The sequence below is a fragment of the Tractidigestivibacter sp. genome (assembly GCF_057241865.1).
The window spans coordinates 43,016-69,633 of sequence record NZ_DBHHPX010000008.1; the positions used below are offsets into that span (position 1 = coordinate 43,016).

23 protein-coding genes are annotated in these 26,618 nt (G+C 63.4%); 3 read left to right on the forward strand and 20 right to left on the reverse strand.

Annotation, left to right across the window (positions count from 1 at the left end):
* Window positions 1–9 precede the first annotated feature (9 nt).
* The 20 genes from ACO59D_RS04120 to ACO59D_RS04215 form a co-directional block, all read right to left on the reverse strand.
* A complete protein-coding gene (locus ACO59D_RS04120) occupies window positions 10–2,016 on the reverse strand; it encodes a hypothetical protein (protein WP_485125878.1) in 2,007 nt (668 codons plus the stop codon).
* 61 nt (window positions 2,017–2,077) lie between these two features.
* On the reverse strand, window positions 2,078–2,581 hold the full coding sequence (locus ACO59D_RS04125) for a TadE/TadG family type IV pilus assembly protein (RefSeq protein ID WP_485125879.1): 504 nt from the start codon (window positions 2,579–2,581) through the stop codon (window positions 2,078–2,080).
* 1 nt (window position 2,582) lies between these two features.
* Window positions 2,583–2,735 (reverse strand): hypothetical protein, encoded by a 153-nt coding sequence (locus ACO59D_RS04130; protein WP_485125880.1) that lies wholly within the window; start codon window positions 2,733–2,735, stop codon window positions 2,583–2,585.
* A gap of 38 nt (window positions 2,736–2,773) precedes the next feature.
* A complete protein-coding gene (locus tag ACO59D_RS04135) occupies window positions 2,774–3,145 on the reverse strand; it encodes a hypothetical protein (RefSeq protein ID WP_130812972.1) in 372 nt (123 codons plus the stop codon).
* 89 nt (window positions 3,146–3,234) lie between these two features.
* Window positions 3,235–3,432 (reverse strand): Flp family type IVb pilin, encoded by a 198-nt coding sequence (locus ACO59D_RS04140; RefSeq protein WP_485125881.1) that lies wholly within the window; start codon window positions 3,430–3,432, stop codon window positions 3,235–3,237.
* 29 nt (window positions 3,433–3,461) lie between these two features.
* Window positions 3,462–4,118, reverse strand: a complete 657-nt coding sequence (locus tag ACO59D_RS04145) for a type II secretion system F family protein (RefSeq protein ID WP_130812970.1) — start codon at window positions 4,116–4,118, stop codon at window positions 3,462–3,464.
* Window positions 4,118–5,059 (reverse strand): type II secretion system F family protein, encoded by a 942-nt coding sequence (locus ACO59D_RS04150; protein WP_485125882.1) that lies wholly within the window; start codon window positions 5,057–5,059, stop codon window positions 4,118–4,120. The genes ACO59D_RS04145 and ACO59D_RS04150 overlap by 1 nt, the downstream gene beginning before the upstream one ends.
* Window positions 5,038–6,363, reverse strand: a complete 1,326-nt coding sequence (locus ACO59D_RS04155; protein ID WP_485125883.1) for a TadA family conjugal transfer-associated ATPase — start codon at window positions 6,361–6,363, stop codon at window positions 5,038–5,040. The genes ACO59D_RS04150 and ACO59D_RS04155 overlap by 22 nt, the downstream gene beginning before the upstream one ends.
* A complete protein-coding gene (locus ACO59D_RS04160) occupies window positions 6,364–7,578 on the reverse strand; it encodes a MinD/ParA family ATP-binding protein (protein WP_485125884.1) in 1,215 nt (404 codons plus the stop codon). It lies immediately after the preceding gene.
* A 47-nt stretch (window positions 7,579–7,625) separates the two neighbouring features.
* A complete protein-coding gene (gene cpaB, locus ACO59D_RS04165) occupies window positions 7,626–8,321 on the reverse strand; it encodes a Flp pilus assembly protein CpaB (protein ID WP_485125885.1) in 696 nt (231 codons plus the stop codon).
* A 384-nt stretch (window positions 8,322–8,705) separates the two neighbouring features.
* The gene (gene rsgA, locus ACO59D_RS04170) at window positions 8,706–9,905 is read right to left on the reverse strand and encodes a ribosome small subunit-dependent GTPase A (RefSeq protein WP_485125886.1); all 1,200 of its coding nucleotides are present in this window, start codon (window positions 9,903–9,905) and stop codon (window positions 8,706–8,708) included.
* A gap of 6 nt (window positions 9,906–9,911) precedes the next feature.
* A complete protein-coding gene (locus tag ACO59D_RS04175; protein ID WP_485125887.1) occupies window positions 9,912–12,590 on the reverse strand; it encodes a cation-translocating P-type ATPase in 2,679 nt (892 codons plus the stop codon).
* Between the two features lie 190 nt (window positions 12,591–12,780).
* Window positions 12,781–14,010 (reverse strand): ATP-binding protein, encoded by a 1,230-nt coding sequence (locus ACO59D_RS04180; RefSeq protein ID WP_485125888.1) that lies wholly within the window; start codon window positions 14,008–14,010, stop codon window positions 12,781–12,783.
* Between the two features lie 130 nt (window positions 14,011–14,140).
* Window positions 14,141–14,629, reverse strand: coding sequence for a NanQ anomerase/TabA/YiaL family protein (locus ACO59D_RS04185; protein ID WP_485125889.1), 489 nt, complete (start codon window positions 14,627–14,629; stop codon window positions 14,141–14,143).
* 49 nt (window positions 14,630–14,678) lie between these two features.
* Window positions 14,679–15,842: a sialidase family protein gene (locus ACO59D_RS04190; RefSeq protein WP_485125890.1), complete on the reverse strand. Its 1,164-nt coding sequence runs from the start codon at window positions 15,840–15,842 to the stop codon at window positions 14,679–14,681.
* A gap of 103 nt (window positions 15,843–15,945) precedes the next feature.
* Complete coding sequence (locus tag ACO59D_RS04195) at window positions 15,946–17,238, reverse strand: SLC13 family permease (protein WP_130812962.1); 1,293 nt, start codon at window positions 17,236–17,238, stop codon at window positions 15,946–15,948.
* Window positions 17,239–17,361: 123 nt separating this feature from the next.
* Window positions 17,362–18,429 (reverse strand): 4-hydroxythreonine-4-phosphate dehydrogenase PdxA, encoded by a 1,068-nt coding sequence (gene pdxA / locus ACO59D_RS04200; RefSeq protein ID WP_485125891.1) that lies wholly within the window; start codon window positions 18,427–18,429, stop codon window positions 17,362–17,364.
* The gene (dapA, locus tag ACO59D_RS04205) at window positions 18,429–19,322 is read right to left on the reverse strand and encodes a 4-hydroxy-tetrahydrodipicolinate synthase (RefSeq protein WP_485125892.1); all 894 of its coding nucleotides are present in this window, start codon (window positions 19,320–19,322) and stop codon (window positions 18,429–18,431) included. The genes pdxA and dapA overlap by 1 nt, the downstream gene beginning before the upstream one ends.
* Before the next feature lie 28 nt (window positions 19,323–19,350).
* Window positions 19,351–20,505, reverse strand: coding sequence for an iron-containing alcohol dehydrogenase (locus ACO59D_RS04210; protein WP_485125893.1), 1,155 nt, complete (start codon window positions 20,503–20,505; stop codon window positions 19,351–19,353).
* 28 nt (window positions 20,506–20,533) lie between these two features.
* A complete protein-coding gene (locus tag ACO59D_RS04215; RefSeq protein WP_485125917.1) occupies window positions 20,534–21,748 on the reverse strand; it encodes a four-carbon acid sugar kinase family protein in 1,215 nt (404 codons plus the stop codon).
* 142 nt (window positions 21,749–21,890) lie between these two features.
* On the opposite strand from ACO59D_RS04215, the gene ACO59D_RS04220 reads away from it, so the two are divergent.
* The 3 genes from ACO59D_RS04220 (at window position 21,891) to pyk (ending at window position 26,383) form a co-directional block, all read left to right on the forward strand.
* The gene (locus tag ACO59D_RS04220) at window positions 21,891–23,654 is read left to right on the forward strand and encodes a PrpR N-terminal domain-containing protein (RefSeq protein ID WP_485125894.1); all 1,764 of its coding nucleotides are present in this window, start codon (window positions 21,891–21,893) and stop codon (window positions 23,652–23,654) included.
* 226 nt (window positions 23,655–23,880) lie between these two features.
* On the forward strand, window positions 23,881–24,885 hold the full coding sequence (locus ACO59D_RS04225) for a 2-hydroxyacid dehydrogenase (RefSeq protein WP_485125895.1): 1,005 nt from the start codon (window positions 23,881–23,883) through the stop codon (window positions 24,883–24,885).
* Window positions 24,886–24,928: 43 nt separating this feature from the next.
* Window positions 24,929–26,383: a pyruvate kinase gene (pyk, locus tag ACO59D_RS04230; RefSeq protein WP_130812955.1), complete on the forward strand. Its 1,455-nt coding sequence runs from the start codon at window positions 24,929–24,931 to the stop codon at window positions 26,381–26,383.
* The last annotated feature ends 235 nt before the right edge of the window (window positions 26,384–26,618 follow it).

Genomic DNA, 26,618 nt, shown 5'->3' on the forward strand with positions numbered 1-26,618 from the left:
TCATCCCGCTCATGGTGACCCCAAGAGGTCATCGAGCCTGATGGTGAGCGGGATCGAGATGTCTGTCCCCGGAATCGAGAGTTCGGCCACCGTAATCTCACCATGGCCGAGCGAATCGGCCGCCCACACACCCAGCGTCTTTGCAAGGTCGTACGAGCTCGCCCCTGCGGGAAGTGCCTCGACCATCTGTCGCACCTTGCCGGCGGCGTCGTACCCGGACTGGTCGAGAACGCGCGTCCACCCTACAAGTACGGGCTTCATGAGCCTCATGTCCACGGGTTCGAACCCGCAAGCGGTGACGGTCTCCTTGATCTTGCCGCGCAGCCATGACCCCACCGTTCCCCCGAAGACCCCATCAAGGCCGTCGAGAAAACCCGTCACCGAGGACGAAACTGACTCGTACTTTGAGCCATACCCCACCAACAGGCGTCCCCAGAGCCCGCAGACTCCGTCGAGGGCACCGCCCAAGACAGAGCCCGATCCCTGCGAGGTCACACCATCGAAGAAGCTGGCCAGCACGTTGTTCTCGGCCGTGGATTCATCCGGCGCAAGCGCGGCTGCCGAGACCGCAGCGCCTGCAGGGAGCTCGCCCGAGGAAAGGAAGGCCGCCGTAAGCTCCGTAGGCACAGTCGTGGCCTCGGCCCTGGCGACTACGGCAACGCAGCCCCAGGCACCCGGAGGGCATATCCGTGGCCGCACGACCGAAAGCTGGTCGAGGGCGCGCTCGAAGGCGCCGTGTGCGTCTTCCGCCTTGTCACGCAGGTCGCTCTCAGCCTCTGCCTGACGGTTACGTGCATCTTCGTAGTCCTCCGACGCTTCGACAATCTCCCGCCAGTAGTGCTCGAAGCCATTGGACGTGGAGGTCGACGCGGCCGCAACCGAACCCATAGCAGAAAGGTCCATGCCGCAGGTCTCGCACCGTGTCACCGTGCCTGCATCAAGGTCCTCGAGGGAGGCATAGCCAGCCGAAGGGCCTGTTGCCGCCGGGCACGCGGACGAGGCATGAAGGACCGTCCCCGAAGACTCATTGCTACAGGGCCAGAGGTCGTCGGTGTAGAGTGCGCACGCCTTGGTCTCCTCGGCGTTGTGTGGGAGGCCCGGAAGATCAATCTCGACTGAGCCATCCTCATGCTCCACATAGACACCGCTGCGTACCACCCCGAGCGCATAGCCATAAAAGGCGGATCGGGCAGCGGAGTTCGTGAGCTCGTCCACCGACGCATTCAGGGGCTTCTCCTGCGCGGCACGGGCGGCGTAGTACGCACGGGACCGCAGCAGAGGCGCGCCAAAGCTCCACGCCTCTACATTTGAGTAGTGAGGGTTACTCTCACCTGGGAGGCCAGCGAGCTTGGAGGCGCGTTCCTCAAGACAGTAGGGAGTGCTCCCGCAATCCGCCACCCACCCACGCTGGCGAGCCTCGTCGGCAAGAGCCTTGGCCTCGTCTGCCTGCTCCGCAAGTTCTCGCAGCTCCTCGGCGTCTTTTTCCATCTCCTCCGATGACAGCTCGGCAGCAAGCGACGAGAAGTCCGACTTGGACTCCGTTGGGAACGGCACCGCACAACCAACGTAGGGCAACCCTTGGGCATGGGCGTTCTCTGCGACGCAGGCGGCGGAATTGGCGACCACGACCGCAGGCAGGACCTTCTCAAGGCGTTCGAGTCCCTCCGCTGAGCTTCGTGCGAAATCCCGTCGCGCATCGAGGATATCCTTCCCCGCTTCGCAGACGCTGCCCCCAAAGGCTCCAGCCGCAGGGATGCACGAGAGCACAAGGCCCGCGCCGAAGACTGTCACCCCAAGAAGGCCCAGACTGAGCACGCAGGCGTCGAGCACCCGTGCAATGGTGGTATAGGCCGCCACGGCATTTGCCCCGGCTGTCGCGGCGGCATCTGCCACGGGCTGGACCTCGTACGAGCGAACCATCACCCATTCTGCAGACGCAGCCGCAAAGACGAGCGATATGCTCACAAGCAGCGCCACCGCCACGGCAACCGTGGTGTAGCCGCCCTCGTCGTCCAAGAAAAGCGAGAGGCCTAAGCGCGGCCTTGCTGGTGCTTCGATGGCGCCAGGCGCCATGTTGTCAGTCCCATGTGGCAATCCAGTCATCATAGTCACCCCCAACCCACTCGGCGCGCATGCGCCGCTCGGCCATTGCCGAGAGGAGCACGCCCTCCTCATCCATCTGGCCAACCAGCCCCGCAGTCACTCCTACCAGAGGCAGCGGACTCGCATGGCCTCCTATTGCCACGCACACGCGACCTTCGCTTTGCTCGACATCCACATCCCAGGCGTCAGGGCCGCCCTCATGGAAGCAGGCAACGTCCGGCACCGCCCTGAGCCTCCTTCTCACGTAGGCGCCCACGAGGGAGTCCACCTCGTCTTGAGTTGCAGTCGTGGCGAGGCGGGCTCCCTCCGCGGCGGCCCCGCTCATCACTGCATGCGTGTAGAGAAGCATTGCCGGCTGCAAGAGCAGCGCGAGCACAACCATCACGGTGGGAAGAAGGACTGCCGCCTCGACGGTTGCCTGACCATTCTCGTAAGCGCACGCGTCACGCCACAACGCACGCCATCCCCGGGCCCTCATCTCAGAACCCCATGAGGTCCTGGAGCCACGACACCGTGTCTGCAGGTGCCCCATGCGACGCAGCATCCGTCGCCAGTCGCACAAGGGTGCCGTCGCGCGCAGCATGCCACACAAGCCCCAGTGCCGCCACCATGGAGAGAAACGCAACGAGCACCAGTGCGTACTCAAGCGTCGACTGGCCATGCGTCTCGGCTAGCCACCTAACCCAAGCGCATCGAGGGATGCCGCCCACTCCGAGACATCCATGTGCATGACCTTGGTCTCGCTTGTCCCGTCGTTTGCATCTTGGACTATGCACACGTCGACCCATCCTGCCCCCTCCACAACCATGCTCCAGACCTGTCCCGAAAGGTCAAGGTAGCCAGACCTCACAAGCACGCAATCACTGCGTTGCTCGTACTCACGCACGAGGCTGGCAGCCGCCTCCGGCACCGCACTGGTGCCGGAGGGGTCTTCCGTCTCACTCGCAAAGCCCTTGGACTCCACCGCCTCGCTGTACGCAAGGTCCCCAGGGGTGCCGCCTATGGGAGCACCCGCCAGGGAAGGCCCCGCGTCTTTATCCACGCGCAATGCTCCGCGGCAGGCTAGCGTGCCTGCCGCAAGGGCAATCGCGCACCCCAGGGCTGCCACGGCAAGGCCTGTCCGCCTCCGACTCACAGGGAGTTGATGCCGCTTGCTATGGCCTCCCACAGCTGTGAGACCCGCTCCCGGAACGCCAGGATTGCCACGATGGCGATAACCACCAGCACCCCGACGAGAATCGCGTATTCCGTGGTGCCCTGCCCGCGCTCGTCGCGGAGCGCGCTCGCGGCCGCGCTCCGAACCCGTAGACCGATTCCTGCCCATGTCATGTGACGCTCCCTTCCACCAGACTCACTGGCTACCTTCCAAACGAGGCCGCCGAAGCAAGAAGCGGCCCCAGAATCGCGAGAAGCATCGCCGGAACGACAAGGACGCCCAAGGGGATGAGCATCTTGACCGGCGTCTTTTCGATCTCCTCCTCCACCTGCGCACGCTGCTCGTCCCGAATCGCCCTCGCCTGCACCTCGAGCGCCGCCGCAAGCGGCGAGCCAAAGGCGAGCGACTCCCCCACGACCGTCGCGAATCGTGCAAGCGCATCAACGCCCAGCTCACGAGCCATGTCCTCAAGCACCTCCTCTCTGCTCCTGACACCCATCCTCCAGCTGAGCATCGCCTCCGAAAATGCCTGCGACAGTTCCGTCTGGTAGCGGTCGCAGTAGAGCGACAGCGAGGCGTCAAACGAGAGACCCGCAAAGAGCCCCAGCGTAAGGACATCGATCAGCACGGGCATCTCGTGCAGGCAGGCCGATCTCCTGCGTGCAAGCGCGTCTCGCTCCCTCGCCACGCGTACGGCAGGAATGGCGCGAAGCCACGCGTGCGCGTCGGTCAGGAATCGGTCGATACCATCCGCAAGCGACGCGTTTCGAACAGAACCGCCACGTACGCCAAGGGTGGGCACAAGCCCCGCAAGCACGGCACACGATGCGCTCGCCACCACCAACGCAAAGCCGGCCATCAGAGCACCGTCCCCATGAGCCGCCGAATGACGAGGACGGCAAGCGCATCAAGGAAGGCCGCCAGAGTGACGCTGCCCATGCCCACAGGTGAGACGAGACCCCGTTGGAAGTCCGGCGAGATGATGGCGAGCAGTGCCACCATGAGAAACGGAAGACCGCACACGATGCGTGCAGAGAGCCTCACCTGGGCCGTCTTCACCTCGAGTTCGCGCTCGAACTCCCCCTGGCGCTCGACGAGGGCAGCCGAGCGCGAGAGCAAGTCACGCAGGGGACTTCCCGTTCGATGCGATATCACAAGCGCAGTGGTGAGAAGCCCCATCCCCGGCGCCTCAAGCTTGTTCGAGAGCGCCTCGAGCACATCCTCCGTGGACTCGCCGCAACGAAGGCCAAGCGACGCAGACGCAAAGCCTGCCGCAACCGGCCCATGCCCATGGGACCCCACGTACTCGATGGCCTGGGCAAGGGTCTGACCAGCGCCAAGGGCAACGGAGAGCGTCCGGAACACGCCCGGCATCTCCTGGGAAATCTCGTGCGCTCGACGGCGGCTGAGCGACGAACGCCACACGGAAAGTGCGACCCGCTCGGAAACGGCGAGGGCAAGTGCCGAGACTGGGGACAGGAAGAGGATCCCTCCCACGCACGCGATTCCAATGCCGGCGACGAGAAGTGCGGCACATGCAGACTCTCGGCGCAGGGTTGGTTGACCCTCATGAGACAACCCGGCAAGGGCATGAGAGGCCTCGCTCCAGTCTTCACCCTCGAGAAGGGCCGCTACCACCCTGCTTCGCCCAAGAGACTCAAGACGTCGAGCAGCCCAGCGCTCGAACGACCTGTGCATCCGCGACACTAGGGTCTTGGCATCCCTTTCCCCGCTCGCAACAAGCACGCGCGTCGCTACGAACGAGCAGATCGCCGCCATCAGCGGCAGGACGACCTCCATTGTTCCACCTCACCTTCGTCGAGAATCCCGTCGCTCACCCCTTGCCCTACGAACTCTGGCTCGCGAACGAGCGCCCAAGTTCTCTCCGCAACATCAAACGAGACGCATTCCCCAAGGTCGACGGCCTTCTCCTCGCGCGACCACCCAACCTCGTGGGTCGAGGTGATGAACCGCATGCCATCTGGTGACCGCCGCGACATCACGATGAGGTCGAGCGCCGAGGCGATCTGCTCCTCGATGATGTCGGCGGGCAAATCCATCCCAAAGCGCGCCATGAGCACCAGGCGGAGCACCGCCTCCTCGGCAGTACCGGCATGCAGCGTAGTCATCGAGCCGTCGTGTCCCGTGGTCATTGCGGCGAGCATGTCCACGCACTCCTCGCCACGCACCTCGCCCACCACAATGCGGTCGGGCCGCATACGCAGGGAGTTCTTGACCAGGTCACGAATGGTGACCTCGCCAGAGCCCTCGATGGAGGCACCCCTCGCCTCGAGGCTCACCACGTCCGGATGTGCGTCGAAGCGCAGCTCGGCAGAATCCTCGATGGTCACGATCCTCTCGCCCGGGTCTATCTCGCAGGAAAGGGCATTGAGAAGCGCGGTCTTGCCAGATCCCGTGCCACCTGCCACAGCAATCCCTCGACGCGTCCTCACGGCCCAACGCAGGAGCTGCGCGTACCACGCAGGAAGCGACCCGAGTTCAACCAGCGCATCCAAGGACGTGATGCGGTTGGAAAACCGCCTGATAGTGACCACCGGACCGCCTATGGCAACCGAGTCCGCCACCGCATTCACGCGGTCGCCGTTGGCAAGCCGTGCATTCACGATAGGGCTGCTGCGGTCAAGGCGTCGCCCCAGGGGCGCGAGGATGCGATCGACCACGATCATGATCTGCTCGGGCGAGTCGAAGATCGCCGGTGCCGAGAAGACCTCGCCATCGCGCTCGTAGAACAGTGCGTCGCAGCCATTGATCATTATCTCGGAGACACCTTCGTCCTCGAGGAGGGGCTGGATGGGGCCAAGACCACATATCTCGTCTGTCACTTGGCGCACCAGGTGCGCGAGGTCTTCCTGCGAGAGCCCCTCATAGCCACCAGTATTGATGATTGCGTTGCAGGTCACGGCAAGCGCGGAGCGCGCCTGGGCGACGTCCGTCGCGGAGAGCATCGAGGCAATGGTGGTAAGCCCCAGCCGCTCAACCAGGGCAGACTTGAGGCACTGCCGCTGGAAGCGAAGGTCACGCACGTCTGGGGCGACAGTCCCACGCCGCGCTTCCTCCTCACGGACCATATCGAGTACAGACACCTAGACCGCCTCTCTCCTTCTCCCAAAGAACCTCTTGCGCCGCGGAGCAAGGCCTTCCGCCGCACGCTGCGCCCCCTCGGCCTCGGGGAGCGCCCCAAGCTCCTGGAGGAGCTGCGCCACGCAGGCGGCGACCGACTCCGCAAACGGGGAGCCCACCTCCAGAAGGCCAGCGGCATCCCCGTATCCCAGGTAGTCCGCAACCTCGTCGCCACCCTCAAGCACGCTGAAGGCGCGAGCGGCCTCAAGCCCCACCTCTGCCCGGCCAAACGCCTGGTCTGTCCTGTCTCGCACGTTCACTCGGTTCTCCAGTCGAGCGATGCGCGTGCGTGCAACCCCCAAGCGCACTGCCAGGCCACTCGTCCGTGCAAGAGATGCCAGAGAGCCCGGTCTCCTGTCGTGGACGAGCACCACGCGGTCGCTCTCGCGCACGGCTAGCGCCACCGCATCCGAGAATGTGGGCGACGTGTCAACGAGAACAAGGTCAGAGTTGCGTACAAGGGCAGCCAGCAGCCCCGGCACAACTGCCGCGGCAAGCTCCGACGTCTCGGGCCGTTCGCAGGGTCCCCACACGTGAACGCGCTCGCCGCAGGGGGAGCCAAGCCTCCCCAGTCGTTCCGAATCTCCAAGGTCATCCACCGAGAGGCGCGAAATATCCGTCCCTCTCGCAAGGCCCAGCGATGCATAGAGGTTTCCGCAGGAGAGGTCTAGGTCCACCGCCTCCACCCGCATGCCCCACGAGGCAGCCGCCGCTACGGCGCAGGCCACGACCGACGTCTTTCCTACGCCCCCTCTCCCTGAGCAGAACGTGAGGATGGGGGCATGCACCTGGCTGAGCGTTGGCGCCGGCCCCGGAGCCACCGAGACGCGACCCCCATCACATTCCGACAAAGGCCCCGGAACCGACGCAACGCCCTTCTCCGCAGACGACGATGGGACAACGTCGTCCAGGTCGATGACATGGTCGACACCAGCACGGGCGGCACGAGACCTAAGCGACCCCGAGGGAGACCTCAGCGCAAGCACGACCTTCTCGGCATTTCCGTCAGACACGACGGCAGCCGCAAGGTTCACGTCGGAGACCCCGCTTCTGGTGAGGCCGATAAGAGCAGACCTCTCGCCTCGCCCGGATGACGCCACACGCTGCCGCAGCTCTTCGGCATCCTTGGCGAACTCGCAGTCCATCTGGGAATCTATCGACTCGAGTGCCGCAATCATTTCTGCTCGCTCCTCGGGCGGGCAGAGAACGCTCCAGGCATGTCCCACTACTGGCTCACCTCCTGGTCAACCTTAGTAGGAGCGGAGGACGTGCCTACGTCCACCGTCTGTACGTCATCCGCGGGCAGGCCAAACCTCAGGCTTCCCTCGGTAGACGCTGCCAGCACGGCAGAGACGTCTGCAGGCGCAAGTGCCACGGTCATGGTCTGGGTTCCCGATGAGAGCGACTTTGCGCCCTCGGGGATGGAGAGCACCGAGACCTCCCTGGCAAGCACAGTGGCGGTGCCCTCGACAATCCGGTAGGCAACGAGACGGTCGCCCGCAACCACGCCCTTACCCACGCCGAGCTTGTCGGCCATGGGAATGGAGACTGCTATCATGCCCGAGGGGACATCGACGGCAGCAGCCGTCTCCCTAAAGTTGAGCTGCGTGAGCGGCGCGCCTGAGGCCACAGCAACCGTGACCCGCCTGCCCACGACGTCATCCAGATTCGTGATGGCACCCTCGGGCACGAGGTCTGAGACCCAATCCCTCCGGGCCACGTCGCCCGCAGACACGGCCTGTCCCTCATCGAGCTCGCTCGTTGCCACCACGAGGCTCACCACCTCGCCGCCGTAGCGCGTGAGCGCCTCCTGGCGACGCGTCTCCTCCTCGGCCCGCACGCTCTCCCCGTACGCAAGGCACAGCACGACGGCAAGCACGGCAAACGCGCCAGAGAGCAAGGTCTTGAAGCGGCGTGACATGGGCTCCCCCTTCCCTTCGCCAACGTAATGGGCTGGGACAATTGTCCCGTGGGGAAAACCCTGGGCTGCTGCCCTTCCAAGAAAGAGCGGCCGGTTACGGACACCTTTCTTGCAGCCAGCTGGCACATATGATTGTTATTGCGGGAATAACGCCATGCGCAAAATAGATTTCGTGTTATCAGGCAAAGGCATCGGCATCGCCACACAAACGGGCTACGGAGACCATCCGGGCAGCCCGCAGCCCCTGTTTCAAGGTATGAAGGAATTGTGTGCAAGCCTCAGGAGGACCCTCTGCCAAAAGGGGGTGTCCTGCGCGTGCCCCTGATGTCACGCAGCGCTGCCGCAACAGTGTTGAAAAACCCGTTAGCTGCAGCAAGACACGAGCTACAGCACAATATCCGGGTCGAGAGTACGAGCGCTCTCGCGCATCTCAGCGGCAAGCGCCACATACGCCTCGTAGCGACGCTTCGAAATCTGGCCTGCGGAGAGCAGCCCACGCACACGGCATCCCGGCTCGTGCATGTGCGTGCAGTCGCAGAAGCGGCAACCCTTCGCAGCATCCGCGACCTCAGGAAACACCGCCGCAAGTCCACGCTCGTGGCCCACGATGGGAAGGCTCCTCAGCCCTGGCTCGTCCACGATCACCCCACCGCCCGGCACCGAGACCATGCGACGCGCAACCGTTGTATGCCGTCCCGCGTCATCTGACCCGCGTACGGCACCGGTCGCAAGCACGTCGTGCCCGAGAAGGGCATTGAGCAGCGTAGACTTGCCAGCACCAGACTCCCCCAACACGATGGCGACGGTTCCCGCAGGCACGAGCGAGCGCACGACGCAAGGCCCCCAGGCAATGCCGAGAGCCCCCGCGTCCTTCTCGGCACGCTCTGCCCCTATCCCGCCCTCCGAGGAGGTCATGACCAGGCTGCAGCCCTCGCCCAAAACGTCATGCACAGCCGCAACGTCTTCTGCCAGCACGTCGCTCGATGCCCGGTCGGCCTTCGTGAGGACAACGGCGACCCTCGCGCCGCAGTCGCGCGCAATCACGGCAGAGCGAGCGACCCTCTCGCATGAGATGGGCGCAGAGCCCAGCTGCTGGACGACAAGGACCACGTCCACGTTTGCGGCAAGCGTCTGCCGTTCGCCACGAGACCCTCCCCTCCAACGGGCGATGTCGCTCTCGCGCGGAAGAATCTCAAGGATGAGGCCCATATCGTGTCCGGCTGGCACGCGCGCCAGGACCCAGTCCCCCACAGCAACGCGCGAGTCCTTGCCCTTGGTGAGGTGCGCCGAGAACTCCGCGCGGAAGAATGCGTCCTCGGTCACCACGGCGGGAAAGCCTCGGTCCAGGCGCACCACACATCCAAGCGCCAGCTCGTCGATATCGCAGCCCAAAGCTCTCGAAGCCGAGGCCGCCGCCTTGCCAAAGGCGCTTTTCTGCCGTTCGGATGCCGACAGCTCAGAGAAGGCAGGCAGGTCCGCAAGGGAAGAGGGGGCCGGCAGGCCCTGCTGGGACCTGCCGGCTCTCGGGATGCTGCGCTTGCGAGAACCCCTCTGGGAGCCCTTCTTTGGCGCGCGCTTCCCCATGGACAGCTACGCCTTGTTCTTTTCGACCGCACGCATGATGGCCTTGTAAATCTCCACCAGCGGAATGATGGCGGCCGCAAGCAGCATGGCAATGCCGTACTCGTAGGCGTTGATCTCGGCGAAGTCGAAGGCCTGCGCAAGCGGGGTCTCGATGACCACGAAGGTGAGGACGAGCGAGGCTGCGAACGCAGCCCACAGCCACTTGTTCTGGGTGGGCAGCTTGAAGATGGACTGACGACGGCTGCGCATGTTGAACGAATGGAACATCTCGACCATCGAGAGCGTGAGGAAGGCCATGGTCATGCCGTCGAGGCCCTTGTTGACACCAGACAGCACGGATGCCAGGGGCACGCCCTCGATGTTCAGGCCAATGAAGTACGAGGTGAGCGTGAGGACGCCGATGAACGTCCCCTGGACCAGGCAGTCAAGCCCCATGCCGTTGGCAAAGATGCCATCGTCGGCACTGCGAGGCTCGCGCTCCATGATGCCGGGCTCGGCCTCCTCCATTGCCATGGCAAGCGCGGGGAAGCAGTCCGTGATGAGGTTGAGCCACAGAAGGTGCGTCGGCTCGAGGATGGTGAAGCCGATGAGCGACGCCACGAAGACCGAGATGACCTCGGCAAGGTTGGAGGAGAGCAGGAAGGCAATCGACTTCCTGATGTTGTCATAGATGCGACGGCCCTCTTCGCAGGCGTTGATGATCGTTGCGAAGTTGTCGTCGGCAAGCACCATGTCGGCCACGTTCTTGGTGACGTCGGTGCCGGTGATGCCCATGCCCACGCCGATGTCGGCGCGCTTGATGGACGGGGCGTCGTTCACGCCGTCGCCGGTCATGGCAACGACCTTGCCCAGCTTCCGCCACGTGTTGACGATGCGGGTCTTGTGCTCGGGCTGGACGCGGGCATACACGCCATAGTTGCCGATGTCCTTCGCAAACTCCTCGTCGGACATGCGGTCGAGCTCGGAGCCGGTGATTGCCTGCGAGCGGTCGACGATGATGCCCAGCTCCTTTGCAATGGCAACGGCCGTATCGATGTGGTCGCCCGTGATCATGACAACGCGCATGCCGGCGGAGTGGGACTCGGCCACGGCCTGCTTGACCTCGGGACGAACCGGGTCAATCATGCCACAGAGGCCGAGGAAGGTCATGTCGTGCTCAAGCGCCTCGGGCGAGAAGTCCGCGGGCGCCGTCTTGCCGTAGTTCACGCGCGCGGCAGCCATCACGCGAAGCGCATCGTCTGCCATGGCCTTGTTGGCCTCCATGATGCGCTGGCGCCACTCGTCGGTGAGGGGGACGTCGCCGTTTGCGGTGTGGACCATGGTGCAGCGGGCGAGAATGACGTCGGGGCCACCCTTGGTGTGCTGTATGTAGTTGCCATCCGGCGCCTTGTTGACCACAGACATCATCTTGCGGCCCGAGTCGAAGGGCGCCTCCCCCACGCGCGGGTTGGCAGAGTCGAGGTCATCCGAGGTGAAGCCAAGCTTGGCGGCATCGGCCACGAGGGCGGCCTCGGTGGGCTCGCCCACGGCGTCCTCGTGGGCCGCATCCCACTTGGCGTCGGAGCAGAGGGCCATGCAGCGCACGAGACGATCCTGGTCCTCGGTGAAGTGGCGCACGACCGTCATCTTGTTCTGCGTGAGGGTTCCGGTCTTGTCGGAGCAGATGACCTGGGTGCAGCCGAGCGTCTCGACGGCGGAGAGCTTGCGGATGATGGCGTTGTGCTGGCTCATCTTGGTGACGCCGATGGAGAGCACGATGGTCACGACGGCCGCAAGGCCCTCGGGGATGGCGGCGACGGCAAGCGAGACGGCCACCATGAACGTGCTGAGGACGAGCGTCATGTTGTCGAAGAAGCCCATGCCATGCTTGAGCCAGGTGACAACGAAGACCAGGGCGCAGATGATGATGCAGAGGGCCGACAGTATCTTGGACAGCTCGTCGAGCTTCTTCTGGAGGGGCGTCTCCTCGTCCTCGGCACGCGTGAGGGCATCGGCGATCTTGCCCATCTCGGTGTCCATGCCCGTTGCCACCACGACGGCGCGGCCACGGCCGTAGACCACGGTGGAGCCCATGTAGCACATGTTCTTGCGGTCGCCGAGAGGGACGTCCTTGCCCTCCTCGAGCACGTCGAGAACCGTGGCAGCCTTGTTAACCGGCACGGACTCCCCCGTGAGGGCGGCCTCCTCGATCTTCATCGAGGCGCTCTCGATGATGCGGCAGTCAGCGGGGACGGAGTCGCCGGCCTCAAGGACCACGAGGTCGCCAACGACGAGTTCGGAGGATGGGACGGTGAAAACCTTGCCCCCACGCACGACCTTACTCTGGGCGGCAGACATCTCCTGGAGCGCCGCCAGGGCCTCCTCGGCCTTGGACTCCTGCACGACGCCAAGGACGGCGTTCACCACGACGACGAAGCAGATGATGATCACGTCGGCGAAGTCCGCCTCGCCCTGGGCCAGGCTCGTGAGGGCCGAAATGACCGCAGCCACGATGAGCATGATGATCATCGGGTCGGCCATCTGCGAGAAGAAGCGCTTCCAGAGCGGGTCCCTCTCGGCCTCCTTGAGCTTGTTGGGGCCGTTCTTCTGGAGACGCGCCGCCGCCTCCTCCGAGGCCAGGCCATAGGTGTCGTCAGACGCGACGTCCTTGACGACTTGCGCGGACTCCTGCAGGTACTCCTTCAATTCTTTCCTCCTGGGTCATGGGCGGCCGGGAGGCCGCCAAGCTCGCATGCCTGGCAGATTGATGCCCGATCGTAATTCCCCAGGAGGGGCAAGGGCTCACCAAGGTTGCCGTGCCAAGCACCTTTCCTGACACATACTATCGCAAGGCGACCGGAGGCCGCTCCTCGCGCGTGACGGGCAGAGCCACTCCCTACTCGAGCAGCCAATCGATGAGGTTCACGATCCGCACCCCCGTTTCCGTCGTCCCCGTGTGGAAATCGTCGAGCGTGAGCAGGAGGCAGGGGAACGAGTCGGGCAGGCCCCTGAAGGGAGCGAGCTCTCGCTCGTAGGTTTCCTGCCCGGAAAGCGCCTCGCACACCTGGATGTATTGGCGCTCCGCGGACCGCTGCGCCACGAAGTCAATCTCCCCGCGGTGCAGGGTCCCTACCTCCACCTGATACCCACGGCGCACAAGCTCGTTGAACACCACACATTCGAGCTGGGCACCAAAGTCTGAGGGCGAGAAGCTCGTCATGAGGTTGCGCAGGCCGTTGTCCACGGGATAGAACTTCCTCTGCGGTCTCAGGATCTGCTTGCCCGCCAATCCAACCTGCTCGCACTCCCCTAGGATGTAGGCATCCATGAGCGCCCGCAGGTAGTTGTCCACCGTGTCCACACTCGTCTTTCTGCCGACACTCACCAGGGCATTCACGATATTGCGCGTGGAGAAGAGGCTTCCCGAGGTGGAAAACACGTAGCGCACGAGCTTGGACAGGAGATCGAGGTCGCCGATGCGCGTGTGCATGGCGACGTCATTCAGGATGACCGTGTCATAGATGGCGGACAGAAGCTCGAGGAGGCGCCTCTCGTCCCTCTCGGGCAGACCAAACTGGGCGGGCATGCCCCCGTAGCGAACATACGAGGCGAACAGGGCCTCCCGGCTGGCAAACTCGACACCGCAGGCATGGGAGAACTCACAGAACTCCGCGAACGACAGCGGGTAGACGCGGATGGTCATGTAGCGACCGCCCAGCAGCGTCGCGAGGTCCGATGAGAGCACGTGGGCGTTCGACCCGGTGATGTAGACATCCGCCTGCGGCTGCGTGTGCAGGCGACGCACCACCTTCTCCCATTCCGCAACCTCCTGCACCTCGTCGAGGAAGACGTAGAGCTTCTTGGACGAGTCCGAATGGGCAAGCGCATCGGACACCTCGCGCTCGAGCCAAGCGGCGTCGGGAGAGAGAGGAATCCCAAGCGCGTCCATGCGGCGATAGAACACGTTGGCCGGCCCCACCTGCTCCTCCATGCGATGGGCGAAGGCCTCCATGAGGGTGGACTTCCCGCAGCGACGCACGCCGGTCATGACCTTGATGTCGTCTGTGTCCCTGTGTGCCTCGAGAAGCTCCTCGTAATGAGGGCGGCCTATGTATCCCTGCCCCATCTCTCGCCTCCAAATTGTCGATTCCTCTCGACAATCAGTCTATCAGACTCAAAAATGTCGACTAGACTCGACAACTTTATATTTTGAGAGAGGATTGTCGAGAGAAGCCGACAATCCTCTCCGCCAGGGCCTAGCCCTCGTCCCAGAACTCGTCCGTGAGGATCTTGAAGCAGATCTTCTTGATGGCCGCCGGACCAGTCGTGGCGCAGATGACGTTGGGCATGTGGGGCTCGCTCGCCACGAAGAGCGCGAAGTGGCCCTTCTCGAGCGTGCCCTCGATCTCGTCGCCGTTATCGGCTGCGGCGTCCACGTACTGCTTGTCCTTCTCCTCGTCGAAGGGCTCGCAGGCATCGACGGGGCCGGAGGTCACGAAGAAGCGCTCGTTGCCATCCACGTCCACCTGCAGGTCCATGTAGCGGTGATGCACCTCGTAGTGGGCGTTGCCGTAGGTGCGGGTCTTGGTGTTCTGCACGTTGGCGAACACCCTGTCGCCAAAGATCTCGTGCCTGCCCGCCTCGAGCGTTCGGTAGTCGTTCTCCGCGAGCCAGTCGATGAGGACGTCAAGCCCCTTCGAGAAGCCCTTGTAGCGATCGATGACCGCCATGCCATCGTAGATCATGAATTCCCCTTTCGTCGTGTCCAACGTCGGGCGCCAGGGCCCTGGTCTCCTAGTGCGCCCCTACCTCGCCGGAGGTGGGGTTGTAGGTGCTCGCGCCTCGCTTCTCGCCCATGACGTCCTGCTCCGAGAGCCTCACCCACTTGACGCCCCTGCGGGTCTCGTAGGCATACGCCACGTGGAGCATGCCGTCGGCCGCCTGGATGATGGTGGGGTACTCGTACTGCATGTTGTTGGAGCGGTTCTCGTCGCCCACGTAGCCCTGGCCGCGCTCGATGTGGCGGATGAGCGGGAAGGTCTTGCCGCCGTCCTCGGAGAGCGCGATGGAGACGGGACAGCGCAGGCCCGGCCAGGCGCCCTTGTCGCCGTACGACTGCGGTGCCTGGGAGTGGTTGTAGACGAGGGCGATTCGCCCGCTTGCCAGCTTGAGGGCACCGATGCCCGAGTTGTTGTTGGGAAGCGCCGTGGGCACGGGTACGGTCCAGGTGTCGCCATAGTCAAGGGACTCGCTGCGATAGATCCAGTCCGCCTGCCGGGAGCGCATGAAGGCCACCAGATGTCCGTCCTCAAGCTCCACCACGGTGGGGTGCACGCGACCGGCGGACTCGGGGACCATCACCTGACGCCAGGTCATGCCCCCGTCGTCGGAGACCTGGAAGGCGGAGGGGTCCCCGGCCAGCGCCGACGCGGAGTCCGTGCACAGCCAGTTGCCATAGATCCAGCGGCCGTTGGAGAGAATCTGGATGGCCTGCCGGGCAAAGGTGCCCTCCTCGGCGAACACGATTTCCGGCTCGCTCCAGGTGAGACCGTCGTCCGTGGACACCTGACGCTTCACCTGGGCGGTGTACTGCATGTTGTCCTTGCCGGGCTGACGGCCCTGCTGCGAGGTGTACATGCACCATATCTCGCCGCTGGGGGTCAGGAACAGGCTGGGGTTCTGGTCGGAGCAGTCGTCATCGTGGCTGATGTAGCTGGGCTCACTCCATCGGTCGGAGCCCTTCTCCAGGCGGGAGACCACGATGTTGATGTCGGTGTCGCCCTCATAGGTTCCGGCAAACCAGCAGCACAGGATGGTTCCCGCCCGGGTCTCGAGCAGCCCCGGGCCATGCGCCGTCTTCCAGGGGCCGGGGTTCACGAAGGCCTCGGTCAGCCTCATCTCGGAGTCGTAGTAGACCTGCCCGTCGGGGGTCAGTCTGTCCAGAGTCTTGATTGCCATAGAGCCTCCTCACTGAGGAATGCGGGACTCCCGACGGGGAGTCACCGCAAAGACGAGAGGACACGCCCACACGAAGGTGGACGTGCCCCAGGACACATCGGGCTTATGCGGGAAAGACAATCATGGCACCAGCGGTCAGGAACACCAGACGGACGAAGTACTGCGGGATGGTGAACTTCCAGAACTCGGGCATGGTGTACTTTCCCATGCCATACGCCATGGCGGGCAGGCCGTCGATTGGCATGTAATGGCCGCTCCAAGCGGAGAGGGTGACGGCGACGGCAGCAGCCATTGGGTTGATGCCGAGACCCTGGCAGACGGAGATGGCCAGCGGGGCGAAGATCATGACCATGCCAACCTGGGAGCCAGTGAAGCAGGCAAAGGTGGAGCAGATGAGCGCGAAGACGAAGACCACCACGAAGGCGGGAACTCCCGTGCCCAAGGCACCGGCGACGGTATTGCCGACGAGCGTGGAGAGGCCCGTGTCGGCCAGGCAGTTGGCAACGGGAATGACACCTGCGGTCATGAGGATGATGGGCGAGAACAGGTTGTCACGGAACTCGTTGAAGTCGACGACCTTCGCTATGACCATCACGAAGGCGCAGATGCCCGGGATGATGTAGGACAGTGCGCCGATGACGTTGACGAGCATCATGGCAATGATGGCGACGACAAAGGCAAGGATGGTGACGCTCTCCTGGGCCTTGCTCAGCGTGGAGCCACCCTCCTCGAGTGCCTCCTTGTTCTCGATCGTGGGCGCGGCCACGGGGTGAGAGGGCAGGAACCGGTAGCCGATGATGGCCCAGAGCAGGAAGCCTATGGACAGGAAGAAGGACACGATGCCGAACTGCACCATGGACAGGCTGTCAGCGCTCAGGCCAGAGGCACCCAAAACCGCAATGGCAACACCGTACTGGAGGGCGACGTTAATGGGGATCAGTGGATGGTTCGAGGCGATGCCCAGCGGGAGCATGAGCTTGGATCCCGGGAGCTTCTCGTTGTAGGGCATGGTCACCACGAGCGAGAAGATAAGCACGTAGAACGCCGTCGATCCCATGCCAACCACCGAGGCGCCAAGCATGACCACGAGAAGGAGCAGCACGTAGCTCTTGAAGCCGCCCTTGTTGACCAGCGTGGTCATCGCGTCCTTGACCTTGTTGATGATGGAGGTCTTCTGAATCGCCGCAAGGATCACCATGAAGAAGGCCAGCATCCATACCGTCGAGTTCGTGAACCCGGCAAAGGCGTAGGCAATCGGGTTCTCACCTCCCAAGCCAAACACGACGATCAGGAGGCAGGCCGCTATGGGCGGCAGGCCAAACGGAAGCACGTCGAACATGATCATGAGAATCATGGCGACAAGAACGACCAGGGCGAGAACCATCGCAGTAGTCATTCCGCCTCTCCTTTCCTCGCGCTGTCTTTTTTCGCAGCGCATCACCTCGCGAGGACGCATCCTCGCGCTTCCAAAGCAGTGAGTTGTGATATCCGGCGAAGGGTCAAAGCCCCCGCACGCGGCCTAGCCGTCGCTTCTGGCGGCCCTCCCCCTGGCCATCCGCAGCGCGTAGTCGATGGCGTTCACGAGGGAGAGCTCGTTCGAGGTCCCCTTGCCCACGAGCGCGAACCCCGTGCCATGGTCAACGGAGGTTCTGATGATAGGCAGGCCCAGCGTGACGTTTACGCCCTCGACCGCCCTCCATGCCTGCTTGTCACGGTCATAGACGAAGCCGAGGAGCTTTGTGGGGATGTGGCCCTGGTCGTGGTACATGCAGACCGTCATGTCATACCAGCCGCCGCGCATCTCGGAGAAGACGGAGTCCGGCGGGCAGGGGCCAGTGGCATCGATGCCCTCTGCCTTCGCGGCCTCGATGGCAGGACCGATCTCGGTCTCCTCCTCGGTCCCAAAGAGCCCATGCTCGCCGCAGTGTGGGTTGAGGCCCGCCACCGCAATGCGGGGCCTATCGATGCCAAGATCGAGGCAGGCCTGGTTGCCAAGCTCGATGACCTCGAGCACGCGATCTTTCTTGACGCGGTCGCATGCCTCGCGCAGCGAGCAGTGAGTGGATACATGCACAACGCGGAAGTCATGCCAGGCAAGCATCATTGCATAGCTTTTTGTATGGGTATAGGTGGCATAGATCTCGGTGTGGCCGTCAAAGTGCATGCCCTTAGGGGCTAGGGCCAGGTTCATGGCCTCCTTGTTGAGGGCGTTGGTGACGGTGGCGTCAACCTCGCCGGCCATCGCAAGCTCGATGACCTTCTTGACGCTCTCGAACGCGGCCATACCGCCCTCTGCAGAGACCTCGCCGATCCTGAAGGAAGCGACATCCTTCACAAGGTCCATGTGGCAGACATCGATGGTGCCCGCTTCGAAGAGGGCCTCGTCGACGGAGCTTACCGGATGTACCTTTATCTCAGGGTGTCCGACGAAAGCCTTGGCCTGCTCGATCATTTTTGCGTCGCCAACCACCAGCGGACGGCAGCGGTCATAGAGCGTCGCATCGGAAAGTGCCTTGACCGTGATCTCGGGGCCGTTGCCCGCGGGGTCCCCCATGGTGATGCCGATGATGGGAAGGCGCGTCTCCATTAGCACATCCCCTTCGCCTTGTCGTCAGCGAGCGTCTTCTTGAGCGCCTCGATGCCCTCCTCGGGCAGGTAGTTGAAGGGCGCGCGACACTTGCCCACGGGATAGCCAAGCAGATTCACGGCCACCTTCACCACGGTGTTGGGATTGCCGTACTTGAAGCATGCGCGCAGCGGAGCAACAGCGTCCTGGCACTTCTGCGCGGCCTCGAGGTCGCTCTTCTTCCAGTTCTCATAGATGCCGACCATGTTCTTGGGATACACGTTGGCGCATCCTGCAATAGCGCCCTTGGCGCCGGCCTTGAGGGCCTTGAGGATCAAAGAGTCATTGCCGGACAGAACGCCGAAGTCCATGCCCTTGGTGTCCTCGATGTAGGCAGACAGGTTGTCCCAATCGCCCGAGGAATCCTTGGCGCCCATGATGTTGTCAATCTTCGCCAGCTCGACAACGGTCTCGGGGGCGATGGCGTTGCCCGTGCGAGCGGGGATGTTGTACAAGACGATAGGGGTCTTCACGGCCTCGGCGACGGTCTTGTAGTGGACGTAGAGCTCGTGCTGGCTGGCCTTTGCGAACCACGGGGTGATGACGGAGAGGATGTCGGCGCCTGCGGCCTCGGCCATCTTGCACTGCTCGATGGTCTCCTTCGTGGAGATGGCACCAGTGCCGGCGTAAACGGGAACACGTCCTGCTACCTGATCGATAACGGTCTCAAGGACCCTCTTCTTCTCGTCGAAGTTGAGAATGTAGCCCTCACCATTGGTGCCGAACGGGAAGATGCCGTGAATGCCGGCGTCTATCTGGCGGTCAACCTGGCGGCGCAGCTCGTCGGTGTTGATCGACTCGTCCTCGTTCATCGGTGTGACGATGGGAACGATGATGCCCTTCAACTCAACCATTGCCCTGTCCTTCCTTCGCTTGCCTTCCCTACATGATCTGGCGGTAGATCGCCTTTGCGTCCTCGAGCGTGACCTCGCGCTTGTTGTTCGAAAGCAGGCGCTGCTGCTTGATGCCGGCCTCGGCCAGCCAATCGATGGACGCGTCGTGAACACCGAGCGCATCCAAGGTCTTGGGAATGTTCAGGTGGCTCACAATCTGGTCCATGCGCTCGATGACGGCAGCGGACTTCTCCTCCTCGGTCTTGGCATCGCCCTTGATGGCGCGGTCGTAGGCGATGGCGAGCCTGTCTCGGATGGCCGGCTCGTTGAAGTGCATGACCGGCGAGAGCAGGATGGCGTTGGAGACGCCATGGGGCACGTGGTACTTGCCGCCCAGCGGGTAGGACAGGCCGTGGACTGCCGTGGTGCCCGAAGCCGTGATGGCAATGCCGCCGTAGAGGGCGGCCACCTGCATGGCGCGCTTGGCGTCCAGTGTGTCCTTGTCGTCGCAGGCGCGCTCGATGTTGTTGATGATGAGGTCGAAGGCCTCCAGCGCAAACGTGTCGCTGAAGGGGTTCGCCTTCTTGCAGGTGAAGCACTCGATCGCGTGGCACATGGCGTCAAGGCCGGTGGCCGCGGCGATGGAGCGCGGGAGGTTCTGTATCATGCGCACGTCGAGAAGCACGTAATCGGGCATCATGTCATCGTTCACAATGCCGATTTTCACCTCGTCCTCGGAGACGGCCACAATGGCGTTGATGGTTGCCTCGGCACCCGTGCCCGCCGTGGTGGGAACGGCCACGCAGGCAATCTGCTTCTTTGCGCGCTTGGGATCGCTCAGGAGGTCGTGGACGGTGTAGTCCGCGCCTGCGCAGACGCAGGCGAGCTTGGCGGTGTCCATGACCGAGCCGCCGCCCACGGCCACCACGATGTCCGCTCCGGTGCCCGCCACCTGGTCGACGACGGCCTGCACTTGGCCGTAGCTGGGCTCTGCCGGGATGTCGTCGTATACCGTGGCCTCGGCGCCGGCTGCCTTGACGGCTGCTAGGACGGGATCGACGAGCCCCAGCTTGCGCAGCGTCGGGTCGGTGAAGACGGCCACCTTTTGCGCGCCCTCCTTCTCGAGCACGCCGGCGAGCCGCTCGAGCGAATCCTCACCGCCGAAGACCACCTTCGGAAGCTTAAGGGAATACATTGTCAGCATTTCAACTGCTCCTTTCCCGCTTTGGGAACTAGTTCCTAGAAAGATCAACGAAGAGTTCCTTTTCGCCGAACCCACCAGACTTTGCCGCAAGCACAAGGTGTCCCGCGCCGAGCGTCACCTCCATGGCAACGATTCCGCCGACCGTCTCGGATGCAGGTCGCAGGCGCTTCACACCCGCCTGCGCGAGGAAACTCGCCAAGATGTCGCCACCGGTGACGAGCACGCGGCCGTAGATCTTCTGCTCACATACATGCAAAAGGATGTTCGCTATGCTGTCCGCCACGGTTTGGCGCACATCGGCATCTTCGGGCACAAGGCCCTCCAGGTTCTCGTGCCTGCTGCCGTCGATAACGGTGAGAGGGCTGTTCTCCCAGCTCTTCCCCACTTTTTCGACGAACGCGGCGCCCTCGGGGGAACCTGTCCATGCCTGATTACACTTTTGATGTCCCGCCACGGGGAACACTGCCGCGCCGGCCTCTCGCGCATAGGCGCACTGAGCGTGTGACACGGGGCTCACGCTCCCGCAGGCGACCAGAAGGTTGCCGCCGTGCGGGGCCGCCTCGGGCGTATCGTCCTTCCCCAGCCCGAGAACGCCTGAGAGCGCCTCGGTAAGACCGGCGCACCCCGCGACGACGTCCAGCTCGCCCATGTCGGCAAGTTCTTGCACGCGAGAGCGCATATCCTCTGCGGTGGTCGCATCATAGACGATGATCCCCGAGAAACCGGTCGGCACTGGCTCCCCCACTGCCACCAGGCATACGGGGATATCGGTCTGGGTCTTGACGAGGTGGTCGATGCGTGAGCACACGACAGGCTCAAAGGGGTCTCGCCCGAAGCTGCTCGCGGATACCGATACGCCATCGACCAGCTGCACGCCGCCTTTGGTGACGCGACCAATGCCCGGCAGTGCAGGCAGGAAGTGCAGGCGGCGAACCCCCATCGCATCATATGCTGCGGCCAGCTCTGCACCAACATTGCCACGGAGAGCAGAGTCGGTCTTTTTCACCACGCAACGTGCACCAGCCTTGCGAGCGGCAGAGGTAAGCGAGAAGACCTTCTCGTATGCTTCCTGGGCCGTATCGTGACGCGTATCCGCATTGATGGATAGCACACAGGGCAGGTTTTCAGGGTTCTGATAGCACTCTGCGTCGGCGAGGACGGCAACCTCAACCTGCGCTGGAAGGAAGTGCACGCCAGAGTCCAAGGCGCCCGTCAGGTCGTCTGCGATGATCGTCACGCGCACCAAGGTCCCCTCCCTTCGGCAACTCCCCTGCAGTCGCAATCACTATCGCGCACGCAGGCCAGCGGATTAACCTCTCTCGAAGGGTTGTTGGGTTACAATATGGGACAATTTTGAAAGTGAGTTTGTTCCAGATTGGAACTGCATGAATCATCTCGCACGCTACAGCGTCCTGTTCATTGCGCCTTACCATGGTCTTGCCGAGCAGGTGGAGCGCGTCGCCCCACGCTACCCGGATCTCTCCGTCACCGTCCACGAGGGAGACCTCTCACAGGGCCTCGCCACTGCCCTGGGGAGCATGGGGGCAGACTACGACGTCCTCATCTCACGAGGCGGCACCGCTCAGCTCCTCGAGGACGAGTTCGCCCTTCCCGTCATCGAGGTGGGAATCTCTGTCGCGGACTTCTACGAGTGCCTCATCGCCCATAACCCAAAAGGCAGGCGAACCGCCGTCGTGGGCTTTGAGAACGCAATCGGCCCCCTGAGCGAGGTGGCCAGGTTCAGCGACTTCGACCTCGACCTCCATGGGATCGCCTTCGAGGACGAGCTTCCCCTCGTGCTCCAAACGGTAGTCGAGGGAAGCTACCCTGTCGTCCTGTGCGACACGTTCTCGCTGCCTCGATGCCGTGACCTTGGCCTCAATGCCTTCCTCCTCGAGTCCGGCGAGGCCAGCGTCTCTGCCGCCCTCGACCAAGCCCTCGTGTTCTGCCAGCGCACCCACGACCTCCTCGCCAAGAACCGCATGCTCTGGAACCTCGTCCGAGCACAGGACGCACGCTTTGCCGTCTTCTCGGCAGAGGGCAGGATCACCTACTCCAACCTCGAGGAAGGCAGAGACGACCTCGTAGCTTTCATGCGCCAGCACCTCACGGGAATGGCTGATGAGCGCCTGGTGCTGCAACGCGGTCGGAGGCTCTTCCGTCTTCACAAGACGCCTGTGGAGTCAGATGGCAGGAGGTTCCTCGCCTTCAGCGTGACGCAGGCAAACGCCCCATCCAACAGTTCGCACGCGGGCATCGAACGCAGCAACAGGGCTGAGGTCGAGGCATCCTATGAGAAGAGCGCCTTCCATACAACCCGGGCAAGTGAGGACTTGGCACAGCTTGTCGCCGGGGTCCAGAGGGGGACCAAGCCGCTCCTCCTCCTTGGTGAACCCTGCTCGGGCAAGGAGCAAATCGCCCAGCTTCTCTACCTCTCCAGCCCCCTGAGCACGCGCCCCTATGTCACAGTCGACTGCCCTCTGGTAACTGAGAAGAGCTGGGCATACCTTGCCGACTCCCCCAACTCTCCGCTCTACGCGGGAGAGTGCACGCTGTTTTTCAACTCCCTGCAAGCACTGGGAGAAGAGAGGATGCGCCAGCTCCTGGACATCGTGCGACGCACGAGGATGGTTGAGCGGAACCGTCTGATGGTCTCGATGGAGAGCACGGACTCGCCTGATCCCAAAACGATGGAGATCCTCTACGAGAGCCTCAGGTTCAGCATCGTGAGGGTCCCGCCCATGAGGGAACGTGGGGACCTGGGGCGTGCCATCACGCTGCTCCTCACCGCCACCTGCGAGGAGGTAGGCACCCCAAGGCTCATGCTCACCGACGAGGCCCTGGACATCTTGGTGCACTATTCCTGGCCGGGCAACTACGAGGAGCTTCACCTCACGCTTCAGCAGTGCGTTGCCGCAGCGGAAGGCGGGGCCATTGGCGCAGAGGCGGTGCGTGGAATCATCGCCCAAGGAGGTGGCCTCGGCGCCGGAGCCCCCTCGAACGCATGGGGCACGGACGTCATGCGCCCGCTTCGCGAGGTGGAGCAAGACGTCATTCGCGAGGTAATACGGCGCTGCGGGAACAACCAGACGGAGGCGGCGCGCGTCCTGGGGATAAGCCGGACCACCATCTGGCGCCTATTGGGGTAGGCCCACCCGGGGGCCAAGCACCCTCCGGCTCGGCACCGAGGCGATTGGTGGGCCGCGCAATCGTTTGCGCTGGCCGTGCAATCCGTCCGCCCCGCTGCCTCCGTCTCATTCGTAAGGACTTGCCCGAACAGCTCACGCTTCCCGCTCGCATGCGGTAAACTTCTACCAAGGCCGCACGTGAACGCGTGCGAGGTTGATTCCACAGGGTCTCGAGGAAAGGGCAACCATGAAGATTCTGTTCTACGGCACCGCCAGCTATGACAGGGACTCGTTCACAAAGGAGCTCAAGGACTACCCAGACGTCAAGATCGACTTCACCGAGACCAACCTCACGCCCATGACCGCAGCCCTTGCCCGCGGCTATGACGCGGTCTGCGCCTTCGTGAACGCCGACTGCGGCGCCATGACCCTCGAGATCCTCGCCGGGTTTGGCGTGAAGCTCGTGCTCATGCGCTGCGCAGGATTCGACGCCGTCAACGTCGAGGTTGCCAAGGACCTCGGCATGAAGGTCACCCGCGTTCCCGCCTACTCCCCCGAGGCCATCGCCGAGCACGCCATGGGCCTTGCCCTCTGCGCCAACCGCCGCATCCACAAGGGTTACATCCGCGTCCGCGAGAACGACTTCGACCTCTCCGGCCTTGTCGGCGAGACGCTCCATGGCAAGACCGCCGGCATCATCGGCACCGGCCGCATCGGCGCCGCGCTCTGCCGCATCTGCAAGGGCTTTGGCATGACGGTCCTTGGTTCCGACCTCTACCCCAACCAGAGGCTCATCGACGAGGAGCACGTCATCGACGAGTACGTGGACTACGACGAGCTGTTCCGCCGCGCCGACCTCATCTCGCTGCACGCCTTCCTCAACGAGGAGAGCTACCACATGATCAACGACGAGTCCATCGCCAAGATGAAGGACGGCGTGATCTTCGTGAACACCGGCCGTGGCGGCCTCGTCGACACCCAGGCGCTCATCCGCGGCATCATCTCCGGCAAGATCGGCGCTGCTGGCCTCGACGTGTACGAGGAGGAGAACGCCAACGTCTACCAGGACCGCGCAGGCGAGGTCATCGACTCCGTCACCGGGCGTCTCTGCTCCTTCCCCAACGTGGTCATGACCTCTCACCAGGCCTTCTTCACCAAGGAGGCCCTGAGCCAGATCGCCCGCGTCACGCTCGACAATGCGCAGGCATATGCCAATGGCACCGATTTCGTGCCCCGGAGCATCGTCTGCTAGCCACAGACTTCGCATCAAAGAGGAAATGCGGAAAAGGAGAAAAATGGCATTTAGCAAGAAGACCAAGATCGTGTGCACCATGGGACCCGCCACAGAGAGCGACGAGGTCCTTCGTGCCCTGATCGAGAGTGGCATGAACGTTGCCCGCTTCAACTTCAGCCACGGCAGCCACGACTACCACCGCCAGATGATCGAGCGCGTCCGCCGCATCTCGAGCGAGCTCAGCATCCCCGTGGCAATCATGCTTGACACCAAGGGTCCCGAGGTCCGCACCGGTCTTCTCGAGGATGGCAAGAAGGTCGCCGTCAACACCGGCGACTCCATCGTCGTGACCGCACAGCCCACGAGCGAGGACTTCCACGGCAACGCTGGACACATCTCGCTGGACTACCTCAACCTTCCAAGCGAGGTCAAGAAGGGCTCCATCATCCTGATCGATGATGGCCTGGTTGGCCTTGAGGTCGACCACGTGGACGGCTCTGACATCCACTGCGTGGTTACCAACGGTGGCGAGATCGGCGAGAAGAAGGGCGTCAACGTTCCCAACGTGAACATTGGCCTGCCTTCCGTCACCGACCAAGACCATGCGGACATCATGTTTGGCTGCGAGCTGGGCATTGACGCCATCGCCGCGTCCTTCATCCGCGACGGTGCCGCGGTCAAGCAGATTCGCGACATCTGCGTTGAGATGGGTGCACCGCACGTCCAGATCTTCCCCAAGATCGAGAGCGCACTTGGCGTCAAGAACTTCGACGAGATCCTTGCGGCCTCCGACGGCATCATGGTTGCGCGTGGTGACCTGGGTGTCGAGGTGCCTGCGGCTCAGGTACCCCACATCCAGAAGACCATCATCCGCAAGTGCAACAACGCGTACAAGCCGGTCATCACCGCCACGCAGATGCTCGACTCGATGATCCGCAACCCGCGCCCCACGCGCGCCGAGGTCGCCGACGTTGCCAACGCCATCTACGATGGCACCGACTGCGTCATGCTCTCCGGCGAGACCGCTGCCGGCAAGTACCCCGTTGCCGCCGTCCGCACCATGGCCGAAATCGCCAAGGAGACCGAGTGCTACCTCGAGGAGCGCAACGTCTACCACGACCGCGGCGGCGTGCGCAACGTGAACGGTGCCACCGGCTTCGCTGCCGTCGAGATGGCCGACCGCGTGGACGCCAAGTGCATCCTGTGCCCCACGCACTCCGGCCGCACAGCGCGCATCGTCTCCAACTTCCGCCCGCACATCCCTCTGTACGCCATGAGCCCGAGCGACGAGGCGATTCGTCGCACCTGCTTCTACTGGGGTGTCTACGCGTTCAAGACGACCGAGCAGAGTTCGCTCTCCAACACGCTCTACAACGCCCTCACCGTCGCCAAGGAGAACGAGGTCGTGAGCCCCGGTGACATCGTGGTCATCACCGCCGGCGACCCGCAGACCTCCCCACGTCAGGGCGACTACACCACCAGCACCAACATGGCTATGGTGGCACAGGTCCAATAGGGGCTGTTCCAAGTGCTGCGAAGGCCGTCTCGGGATTCCTTCCCGAGACGGCCTTTCTGTGCGGTAGCACAGCACGAACAGGGAGACTAGGGGAGGCGCGGCTACCCTAATAGCTAGGGCCCTTCGGGGCGGCACCAATCCAACCTCCCAGCAGTAGCGTTGTCCACAACGCGTTTGGCAAGCAATGATGCCAAGCCACAGGGGTCCAACTGTATGAAAATGGCTTATCGCACGA

Excerpts from the sequence above, each read along its gene's own strand:
- ACO59D_RS04185 (WP_485125889.1), bottom strand. The coding sequence starts at position 14,629 with ATGATCTACGATGGCATGGCGGTCATCGATCGCTACAAGGGCTTCTCG.
- rsgA (WP_485125886.1), bottom strand. The coding sequence starts at position 9,905 with ATGGGGAAGCGCGCGCCAAAGAAGGGCTCCCAGAGGGGTTCTCGCAAG.
- pdxA (WP_485125891.1), bottom strand. The coding sequence starts at position 18,429 with ATGGAGACGCGCCTTCCCATCATCGGCATCACCATGGGGGACCCCGCG.
- ACO59D_RS04150 (WP_485125882.1), bottom strand. The coding sequence starts at position 5,059 with ATGGAGGTCGTCCTGCCGCTGATGGCGGCGATCTGCTCGTTCGTAGCG.
- pyk (WP_130812955.1), top strand. The coding sequence starts at position 24,929 with ATGGCATTTAGCAAGAAGACCAAGATCGTGTGCACCATGGGACCCGCC.
- ACO59D_RS04190 (WP_485125890.1), bottom strand. The coding sequence starts at position 15,842 with ATGGCAATCAAGACTCTGGACAGACTGACCCCCGACGGGCAGGTCTAC.
- ACO59D_RS04160 (WP_485125884.1), bottom strand. The coding sequence starts at position 7,578 with ATGATTGCGGCACTCGAGTCGATAGATTCCCAGATGGACTGCGAGTTC.
- ACO59D_RS04225 (WP_485125895.1), top strand. The coding sequence starts at position 23,881 with ATGAAGATTCTGTTCTACGGCACCGCCAGCTATGACAGGGACTCGTTC.
- ACO59D_RS04210 (WP_485125893.1), bottom strand. The coding sequence starts at position 20,505 with ATGCTGACAATGTATTCCCTTAAGCTTCCGAAGGTGGTCTTCGGCGGT.
- ACO59D_RS04145 (WP_130812970.1), bottom strand. The coding sequence starts at position 4,118 with ATGGCCGGCTTTGCGTTGGTGGTGGCGAGCGCATCGTGTGCCGTGCTT.
- ACO59D_RS04180 (WP_485125888.1), bottom strand. The coding sequence starts at position 14,010 with ATGGGGCAGGGATACATAGGCCGCCCTCATTACGAGGAGCTTCTCGAG.
- dapA (WP_485125892.1), bottom strand. The coding sequence starts at position 19,322 with ATGGTTGAGTTGAAGGGCATCATCGTTCCCATCGTCACACCGATGAAC.
- ACO59D_RS04125 (WP_485125879.1), bottom strand. The coding sequence starts at position 2,581 with ATGAGGGCCCGGGGATGGCGTGCGTTGTGGCGTGACGCGTGCGCTTAC.
- ACO59D_RS04140 (WP_485125881.1), bottom strand. The coding sequence starts at position 3,432 with ATGACATGGGCAGGAATCGGTCTACGGGTTCGGAGCGCGGCCGCGAGC.
- cpaB (WP_485125885.1), bottom strand. The coding sequence starts at position 8,321 with ATGTCACGCCGCTTCAAGACCTTGCTCTCTGGCGCGTTTGCCGTGCTT.
- ACO59D_RS04195 (WP_130812962.1), bottom strand. The coding sequence starts at position 17,238 with ATGACTACTGCGATGGTTCTCGCCCTGGTCGTTCTTGTCGCCATGATT.
- ACO59D_RS04220 (WP_485125894.1), top strand. The coding sequence starts at position 21,891 with ATGAATCATCTCGCACGCTACAGCGTCCTGTTCATTGCGCCTTACCAT.